This is a genomic window from Bradyrhizobium altum (assembly GCF_020889705.1).
Classification (GTDB): Bacteria; Pseudomonadota; Alphaproteobacteria; order Rhizobiales; family Xanthobacteraceae; genus Bradyrhizobium; species Bradyrhizobium altum.
On sequence record NZ_JACMYP010000434.1, the window covers coordinates 1 to 4370 of the forward strand.

General features: G+C 67.4%; 4 protein-coding genes, 1 pseudogene and 1 riboswitch. Of the genes and pseudogenes, 4 read left to right on the forward strand and 1 reads right to left on the reverse strand.

Annotated features, from left to right (window positions below; all coding sequences use genetic code 11):
• The 4 genes and pseudogenes from H8B02_RS45640 to H8B02_RS45655 all read left to right on the forward strand — a co-directional run.
• Positions 1-279: pseudogene (locus H8B02_RS45640) on the forward strand (ABC transporter); the annotation flags it as partial.
• The gene (locus H8B02_RS45645; RefSeq protein ID WP_229172269.1) at positions 276-827 is read left to right on the forward strand and encodes a hypothetical protein; all 552 of its coding nucleotides are present in this window, start codon (positions 276-278) and stop codon (positions 825-827) included. The pseudogene H8B02_RS45640 and the gene H8B02_RS45645, both read left to right, overlap by 4 nt.
• Positions 828-1197: 370 nt before the next feature.
• Complete coding sequence (locus tag H8B02_RS45650) at positions 1198-2688, forward strand: amidohydrolase family protein (RefSeq protein ID WP_229172270.1); 1491 nt, start codon at positions 1198-1200, stop codon at positions 2686-2688.
• A 1-nt stretch (position 2689) separates the two neighbouring features.
• Positions 2690-3619: a CobW family GTP-binding protein gene (locus H8B02_RS45655; protein WP_229172271.1), complete on the forward strand. Its 930-nt coding sequence runs from the start codon at positions 2690-2692 to the stop codon at positions 3617-3619.
• A 223-nt stretch (positions 3620-3842) separates the two neighbouring features.
• Positions 3843-4038, forward strand: a riboswitch (cobalamin riboswitch).
• Here H8B02_RS45655 and H8B02_RS45660 read toward each other — a convergent pair.
• Positions 4033-4370, reverse strand: a 338-nt coding sequence (locus H8B02_RS45660; protein ID WP_229172272.1) for a hypothetical protein, incomplete at its 5' end; no start/stop codon positions are given. Its footprint overlaps the riboswitch before it by 6 nt.

The following is a 4370-nucleotide window of genomic DNA, read 5'->3' on the forward strand; positions in this document are numbered from 1 at the left end:
GCGCGCGCGATCCTGCGCGATGCGCCGCTGCTGCTGCTCGACGAGGCGACCTCGGCGCTCGACGCCGAGAGCGAGACGCTGGTGCAGACCGCGCTGGAGGAATTGATGCGCCATCGCACCACGCTTGTCATCGCGCATCGCCTGGCCACCGTGCTGTCCTGCGACCGCATCCTGGTGATGGACCAGGGCAGGATCGTCGAGCAGGGCACTCACGCCGAGCTGGTTGCCGCGGGCGGCCTCTACGCGCGGCTGGCACGGCTGCAATTCGAGGGGATTTGAGCGAATTGGGACTCGGTGCGCTCCGTCTATGCGATTCCTATGCGATCGAGCGCGCGCTCCCCTCGAAAACCTATTCCCGCGCAAGGATAGTCGCGCCGCGCCTGACCTCCCTCGACGGCCGAAGGGGCATCGGCGCGCGGGGTGTTGGATCGATGCGCAGGGAGAGAGCGACCGAATCGCAGGGCAAGCTGCTCTGCGCGTGGCAACTCGCAATGCTGCGCTTCGCGGTCACGCGCGACGACGCCGACCGGATGCGAGTGCTCGCAATGGCTGGTGAGCTCGATCGGTCGGGTGGCTCGGCCGATGGCACGTTCCACTTCTTCCGCAGAACGAGCGCGGAACTCTGTCACGCCATTACCGGCAGCGACGCGCATGCCGAGGCTATTGTCCGACGCTTCGAGGCGCAAATCGAAAATCCCCGGCTGCGTCGCGCCTTCGAAGCGGCCATCGGGATGGATCGGCCCCCGCCGAAGATCGTCGCGAGCCGCACCAGGCCGAGAGCCGATCTCTGGAGGGGGCTGGCCCCACGACACGCAAGTGCGACCTAACGAAGCTCACTGCCAGACCCGTCATCCCCGCGCAAAGGCTTCGCCTTTGTCGCTGGAGGTGCAAGCGGAGCGAGCCTCGAAGGATGCACGGCCCCGCCGGTGGCCGTCGATCCTTCGAGGGCCGCTGAAGAAGCGGCCACCTCAGGATGACGGGGCGGGAGGGGAATCAGCTGAGCCGATGTTGATCCCGCCAGCCTTCTCGCATCGCGTGAGGGACGATTGCATTACACCATGTCGCAACGATCTCGATCGGGGCGCGGCGATGGATGCGATGCATTTTTGTCTCTTGGCCCCGCATCGGACCGGTCGTAAGCCTTTATGAAAGCGGCCGGCCGGGACCGCGGTGTCGGACAGTGCGGGGAGTGGCGAGATGGGTGGTTTGGTGATCAGCGGCGGCCGGGTGGTGGATCCGGCCAGCGGGATGGATGCGATCGGCGACGTCGCCGTCGTCGACGGCAAGATCGCCGCGGTCGGCACGGGGCTCGGCGGCGCGGAGCGGCAGATCGACGCCACCGGCCTCGTGGTGGCGCCCGGCTTCATCGACCTGCACGCGCATGGCCAGACCATTCCGGCCGATCGCATGCAGGCGTTCGACGGGGTGACGACATCGCTCGACCTCGAGGCCGGCGTGTTGCCGGTGGCATCCTGGTACAAGCGTCAGGCCGAAAAGGGACGGGTGCTGAACTACGGCGCCGCGGCCAACTGGGCGTTCGCGCGGATCGGTGCGATGACCGGCTCGAATGCGGAAAGCTCGCTGGAATCATTCGGCGCCGCGATGCGCGATCGCCGCTGGATCGAGAACGTGGCGACCGAGGGTGAGGTCGGCGGCATCCTCGCGCGCCTTGCCAACGGACTGAATGAGGGTGGCATCGGCATCGGTATTCTCAACGCCTATGCGCCGGGCGCCGGGGTGCAGGAACTGACCGCGGTGTGCCAGCTCGCCGCTGATCATGCGGTGCCGACCTTCACCCACGTCGCCTACATGTCCCGCGTCGATCCCGAGAGCGCGGCCGAGGCTTATATCCGCCTGATCGGCTATGCCGGCGCCACCGGCGCGCACATGCACATCTGCCATTTCAACTCGTCGAGCAAGACCGACATCGAACGCTGTGTTGCGCTGATCGCGAAAGCGCAGGCACAGGGCCTGCCGATCACGGTGGAGGCCTATCCCTATGGCACCGGCTCGACCGTACTGGCGGCGACCTTCTTCAGCGATCCGAAATTCGAGGAGCGCAACGGCCTCGGCTATGATTCGGTGCAGCGCGTGACCGACGGTCACCGCTTCGGCAGCCGCGAGGAGCTGCTGGCGGCGCAGGCCGCGGAACCCTCGACGCTGGTGCTGTGGCATGTGCTCGATATTGAGAACAACGCGCATCATCGCGATCTGCTCGACATGGCAGTGCTGTATCCAGGCGGTGCGATCGCGTCCGACGCGATGCCGTGGACGCTGTCGGACGGCCGCCCCTACACCGGCGACGCCTGGCCGCTGCCTGACGATGCCACCTCGCATCCGCGTTCAGCCGGCTGCTTCACCCGCTTCATCCGCGAATGGGTGCGCGAGCGCCGGAAGGTGTCGCTGCTCGAGGGCATCCGCAAATGCGCGCTGATCCCGGCGGAAATCCTGTCCGCGAGTACGCCCGCGATGCGCGCCAAGGGCAGGTTGCAGGTCGGCGCCGACGCTGACGTCGTGGTGTTCGACTTCGAGACGCTGAGCGACCGCGCGACCTTCTCCGCGATGAACCGCCCGGCGGAAGGCGTGCGGCACCTCGTGGTCGGCGGCCAGCCGCTGATCAATGATGGCGTCCTCGACGTCGCGGCACGGCCGGGCCGGCCGGTGCGCCGGCCGGTCACTGGGGGCTGATGTGGCGGTCCCGATCCTGCTGGTCGCGGGTTTTCTCGGGGCGGGCAAGACCACGGTCGTGAACCATCTGCTGGCGCATGCGCAAGGCCGGCGCATCGCCGCGGTGGTCAATGATTTCGGCGCGATCAACATCGACGCGGAGTTGATCGCCGGCTCCAGCGACGGCGTGGTCAGCCTGAGCAATGGCTGCATCTGTTGCACGCTGGAGGGCGATCTGCTGCGCACGCTCGCAACCTTGCTGCGGCGTGATCCGCGTCCCGAGTTCATCGTGATCGAGACCAGCGGGATCGCCGATCCCGCCGACATCGTGCGCAACCTGATGGATCCCGTGATCTGGAAGGAAGCGCCGCTGGAGACGGTGCTGTGCGTGGTCGACGCGACGCAGCCGGTGGCCGCGCTGGACGATGCGCTGCTGCGCTCGCAGTTGCGGGCGGCCGATGTGGTGGCGCTGAGCAAGGTCGATCTGGCTGATGCAGCCGCGTGCGCGGCGATCCGCGATGCGGTGCGGGCAGTGCGTCCGGCGGCCGTGGTGGTCGATGCGCTGCATGGCGAGGTGCCGGCAGCGCTGCTGTTTCCCGCGGACCTCGATCATGTGCCGGCGCCGCGCGAGACCGCGCCGCGCCGGCCGACATCCGACCGGTTCGAGACGCTGAGCTGGACCTCGGAGCGGCCGGTGCGGTTGCCGCGCTTGCAGCAGGCGATCGGCAAACTGGCGCCGAAGCTGGCGCGGGCGAAGGGATTGTTCGAGACGGTCGAGCAGCCCGGACGGCTGACGGTGTTTCAACTCGCCGGCGGACGCGCGACGCTGGCTGCCGGCGGCGTGCCGGCACCCGGTGTGCCACGCACGCGAATCGTGTTCATCGCCGAGATGGGCGCTCTCTCGCGGACCGAGATCGATGAGGTGATGCAGGGATGTGTCGAAGCAGGGTGATGCGTTTCCCGTCACCCTGAGGAGCGCGAAGCGCGTCTCGAAGGGTCGATGGCCCGTCTGGTGGCCGCGCATCCTTCGAGACGCGCGTGCCGCGCTCCTCAGGATGACGGGTCACCTCTCCGCGTCAGCAGTAGATGTCGCTGTCGCTGTGTCATCGCCGCGGCATCATCCCGCAAAGCATGTGTGCGACAATCGCATCGAATTGACAGCCCATCGCGCACCACCTATCGTTTCTGTCGACGGTTCCCTTCGGGGATCAAAAGGGAATGCGGTGCGAGGGTAACCCCAATGCCGCAGCTGTCCCCGCAACTGTAAACGGCGAGCCTTTCGTCAATTTGCCACTGGGCTATCAGGCCCGGGAAGGCGTCGACAGGCGATGACCCGTGAGCCAGGAGACCTGCCGTCAGTCGTGGTCACACGCGAGCACATCGGGCGGGGGCGTCCTGGTGGGATCGGAGCACTGCCTTTCGGGCAATGCGCCAGTCCGCGTTCGCGGTGACGTGCCACGTTACCGCGAGTCCTTTCATGTCTCCGTCCTCTCCCGCCGCGCGCCGTTGGCGCCTCGGTCTCGTTTGCTCCCTGTCATCGCTGCTGCTGCCGGCTGAAGGTTCGGCACAAACATCTCCACCCACGACGCTCGATCCGATCGAGGTCGCACCCTCGACATCCGCAAAGCCCAAGCCTGCGGCGCGAAGCCGCAACTCGGCGACGTCGTCGCGGCCGCGCGCCAGACCTGCAACGGCGGCGGCAA

What these genes read in the sequence shown, in the direction of transcription:
- H8B02_RS45650 (WP_229172270.1), top strand. Translation starts at nt 1,198, where the DNA reads ATGGGTGGTTTGGTGATCAGCGGCGGCCGGGTGGTGGATCCGGCCAGC.